Annotated in this window: 4 protein-coding genes; 2 read left to right on the plus strand and 2 right to left on the minus strand. The window is 72.1% G+C overall.

The genetic code is table 11. From position 1 onward, the window contains the following. Positions 1 to 5 precede the first annotated feature (5 nt). Positions 6 to 1,055, minus strand: coding sequence for a uroporphyrinogen decarboxylase (hemE, locus tag ADBZ5U_RS13350; protein ID WP_526810945.1), 1,050 nt, complete (start codon positions 1,053 to 1,055; stop codon positions 6 to 8). A 28-nt stretch (positions 1,056 to 1,083) separates the two neighbouring features. Here hemE and ADBZ5U_RS13355 point away from each other — a divergent pair, with 28 nt between their 5' ends. After that, positions 1,084 to 1,701, plus strand: a complete 618-nt coding sequence (locus ADBZ5U_RS13355; RefSeq protein ID WP_526810946.1) for a DUF3000 family protein — start codon at positions 1,084 to 1,086, stop codon at positions 1,699 to 1,701. Positions 1,702 to 1,703: 2 nt separating this feature from the next. Beyond that, positions 1,704 to 2,933: an HRDC domain-containing protein gene (locus ADBZ5U_RS13360; RefSeq protein WP_526810950.1), complete on the plus strand. Its 1,230-nt coding sequence runs from the start codon at positions 1,704 to 1,706 to the stop codon at positions 2,931 to 2,933. Here ADBZ5U_RS13360 and ADBZ5U_RS13365 read toward each other — a convergent pair. Beyond that, the coding region (locus ADBZ5U_RS13365) for a transketolase C-terminal domain-containing protein (protein WP_526810948.1) at positions 2,930 to 4,259 on the minus strand (1,330 nt) is incomplete at its 5' end. The two genes, ADBZ5U_RS13360 and ADBZ5U_RS13365, sit on opposite strands and share 4 nt — an antisense overlap.

Genomic DNA, 4,259 nt, shown 5'->3' on the forward strand with positions numbered 1-4,259 from the left:
CGCCGTCACAGCGAGTGCACCAGGGCCACCAGGTCGGTGAGGATCTCAGGATCGGTGGCCGGCAGCACGCCGTGACCGAGGTTGAAGATATGCCCGGCCGCGCCCGCGTCCACGGCGCGCCGGCCGTCGTCGACCACCGCGCGGGCGGCCTTCTCGACCACCGGCCAGCCGGCCAGCAGCACCACCGGGTCGAGGTTGCCCTGCAACGCCTTGCCCGGTTCGATCCGCCCCGCGGCGTCGGCCAGCGAGGTCCGCCAGTCCACCCCGACCACGGTCGCCCCGGCCTGCCCCATCGCGCCCAGCAGTTCGGCCGTGCCCACCCCGAAGTGCGTCATCGGGACGCCGTACTCGGCCAGGTCGGCGAACACCCGGGCGCTGTGCGGCGCCACGTAGGTGCGGTAGTCGGCCTGCGACAGCGTCCCGGCCCAGGAGTCGAAGAGCTGGATGGCATCCACCCCGGCGTCGAGTTGGACCCGCAGGAACCCGATGGTGATCCCGGTGAGCGCTTCCATCAGCGCGTGCCAGGTCGCCGGCTCGGAGAACATCATGGCCTTGGTGCGCTCGTGCAGCTTGCTGGGGCCACCCTCCACCAGATAGGACGCCAGGGTGAACGGCGCCCCGGCGAAGCCGATCAGCGGGACCTCGCCCAGCGAATCGACCAGCAGGCCCACCGCCTCCCCGACCGCACCGACACCCCGCGACTTGATGTTCCCCAACGCCCGGGCATCGGCTTCGGTTCGCACCGGGTGAGCGATCACCGGACCGACGTCGGGCACGATGTCCACATCCACCCCCGCACCGCGCAACGGTACGACGATGTCGGAGAACAGGATCGCCGCGTCGACGCCGTGCCGCCGGATGGGCTGCAGGGTGATCTCGCAGATCAACTCGGGATCGAAGCAGGCCTGCATCATGGTGTTCTTGGCCCGCAGGGCGCGGTACTCCGGCAACGACCGGCCGGCCTGCCGCATGAACCAGACCGGGATGCGGGCGGGCTTGCGGCCGGTGGCGGCAGCCAGGTAGGGCGCCTCGGGCAGGTGGCGGCGGTTGCTCACCGGCACCATGCTGCCACGGCGCGCCTGAATGCACGCCTCGCCGGATGAGGCTAGCGTCGACCCAGTGACCGATGCGGAGCCCGAGCAGTTCCGCGAGGCGGTGGCGGCCATGAACGCCGCCCGGGTGCGGCCGGAGATCGAGCTCGGCCCGATCCGGCCACCTCAGCGCCTCGCGCCGTACAGCTATGCGCTGGGCGCCGAGATCCGCAGGCCCGAGCCGGAGGTCATTCCGGAAAGCTCCGAGGGCGACGCCTTCGGCCGGCTGATCCTGCTGCACGACCCCGACGGCGCCGACGCGTGGGACGGCACCATGCGGCTGGTGGCCTACATCCAGGCCGACCTGGACCCGAGCGAGGCGGTCGACCCGCTGCTTCCGGAGGTCGCCTGGAGCTGGCTGGTGGACGCGCTGGAGGAGCACGCCGAACCGTTCACCGCCCTGGGCGGAACGGTCACCGCCACCACCTCGGTGCGCTACGGCGACATCTCCGGGCCGCCCCGGGCCCACCAACTCGAGATGCGGGCCTCGTGGACCGCGACGACGCCGCGCCTGGCTGCGCATGTGCAGGCCTTCTGCGATGTGCTCGAACACGCGGCCGGGCTGCCGCCGGCGGGCGTCATCGACCTGAGTTCCCGTTCCCGCGCTTGACCATGCCGCCCCCCGTCCCGCCGCCCCCCGTCCCGCTGGAGTGCCCCGCCGAGGGGGTGCCGCCGTTGGCGGTCAGCGCAGAGGAGATCGCGGGGGCGGCAGACAAACTGGCATCGGGCAGCGGACCTTTCGCCGTGGACGCCGAGCGCGCGTCGGGGTTCCGCTACTCCAACCGCGCCTACCTCATCCAGATCCGCCGCGCCGGCGCCGGGACGGTGCTGATCGACCCGGTCAACCACGGCGGAAGTCCGATCGACACCCTGCGGCCGCTGGCCGAGGTGCTCGCCACCGACGAATGGATCCTGCACGCCGCGGACCAGGATCTGCCCTGCCTGGCCGAGGTCGGTCTGCGCCCGCCCAGGTTGTACGACACCGAACTGGCCGGCCGGCTGGCCGGGATCGAGCGGGTCAACCTGGCCGCCATGGCGGAACTCCTGCTGGGCGTGGGGCTGGCCAAGGGTCACGGGGCCGCCGACTGGTCCAAGCGACCGCTTCCGGACACCTGGCTGAACTATGCCGCACTGGACGTCGAGGTCCTCATCGAACTGCGGGCCGCGGTGAACTCGGTTCTGGCCGAGCAGAACAAGGCCGCCTGGGCCGAGGAGGAGTTCGAGTACCTACGCGGCGCGGAGAGCACACCCACCCGCCGCGACCGGTGGCGCAAGACCTCCGGCATCCACAAGATCCGCACCCAGGCGGGCCTGGCCGCGGTGCGGGAACTGTGGACCGCCCGCGACCGCATCGCCCGCAGCCGCGACATCGCCCCCGGACGGATCCTGCCCGACTCGGCGATCATCGCCGCCGCGGTCGCCGACCCCAAGACCGTCGAGGAACTGCTGGCCCTGCCGATCTTCGGCGGGCAGAAGCAACGCCGTTCCGCGCAGGTGTGGCTGGACGCGCTGGACGCCGCCCGCGGCGCCGGCCGGCCGCCGGAGATCTCCGAACCGCTGACCGGTCCCCCGCCGCCGGTGCGGTGGGCCAAGCGCAGGCCCGAGGCGGCCGCACGCCTGGAGGCGGCCCGCACGGCGATGTCCGAACTGTCCGGGCGGGTCGGCGTGCCGACCGAGAATCTCGTCTCCCCGGAACTGGTCCGCAGGCTGTGCTGGGACTGGACCGGCGGGTCGCAGGCGGAGGTGGATGCCTTCCTGCGCGACGCCGGAGCGCGGTCCTGGCAGCGCGACCTGGTGGTGCCGGTACTGACCCCGGCGATGACCCCGCCGGCCGACTCCTAGTCGACCCCGGCGACCGACTCGTCGCGGGCACCCAGAGCGGCCACCCATCCGGTTATCCGGCGGGCGATGTCCTGCTCGGTGATGCCGATCTCATGCAGCACCTCACCGCGGGAGGCGTGGTCCAGGAAGCGTTGCGGCACTGCGACGTCGCGGCACGGCACGTCGATGTCCTCGGCGCGCAGGGCGGCCGACACCGCCGACCCGACGCCGCCGCGCACCCCGCTGTCCTCCAGGGTCACCACGAGTCTGTGCCCGGCGGCCAGTGCGATCAGCGCCTCCGGAACCGGCAGCACCCAACGCGGGTCGAGCACCGTCACCCCGATGCCCTGCTTGCGGAGCCGGTCGGCCACCTTGAGGGCCATCGCGGCGAACGGCCCGACACCGACCAGTAGGACGTCATCACCGAGTCCCGGCAGCGCGCGCGCCAGGATGTCCACCCCGCCGATCCGCTCCAATGCTGGAATATCTTCTCCCACTTCACCTTTCGGGAAGCGAATCGCCGTGGGGCCGTCGTGGGTGTCCAACGCCTCGCTGAGTTCCTCGCGCAGCCTGGCCCCGTCGCGCGGGGCGGCGACCCGCATACCGGGCACGATGCCCAGGACCGACAGGTCCCACACGCCGTTGTGGCTGGCGCCGTCGTTGCCGGTGATCCCGGCGCGGTCCAGGACCAGGGTGACCGGCAGGTTGTGCAGGGCGACGTCCATCAGGACCTGGTCGAAGGCCCGGTTGAGGAACGTCGAGTAGATCGCCACCACCGGGTGCACGCCGCCCATGGCCAGTCCGGCCGCCGAGGTCACCGCGTGTTGCTCGGCGATCCCGACGTCGAACAGCCGGTCGGGGAAGCGCTCCCCGAAGGCCGCCAGACCGGTCGGCCCCGGCATGGCCGCGGTGATGGCCACGATGTCGCGCCGGGCGGTGGCGTGGGCGATGAGGGCGTCGGAGAACACCGACGTCCACCCCGGGGGGGCCACCTTGGTGGCAAGGCCGGTCTTGGGGTCGATCACGCCGCAGGCGTGCATCTGCTCGGCTTCGTCGTTCTCCGCCGGCGGGTAACCCATGCCCTTGCGCGTCACCACGTGCACGATCACCGGCCGGTCGTAGCCTCGGGCGTGCCGCAGGGCGCTCTCCACCGCATGCTCGTCATGGCCGTCTATCGGCCCCACGTACTTCAAGCCGAGGTCACTGAACATGGCTTGCGGCGACACCGCGTCCTTGATGCCGGCCTTGACGCTGTGGATGGCCTGGAAGCACACCTCGCCGATCAGCGGGATGGACCGCACCGCGTCGCGCCCGCGCTCCAGTAACCGCTCATAGGCGGGCTGCAGG

The organism is Mycobacterium sp. (assembly GCF_040398885.1).
GTDB lineage: Bacteria > Actinomycetota > Actinomycetes > Mycobacteriales > Mycobacteriaceae > Mycobacterium.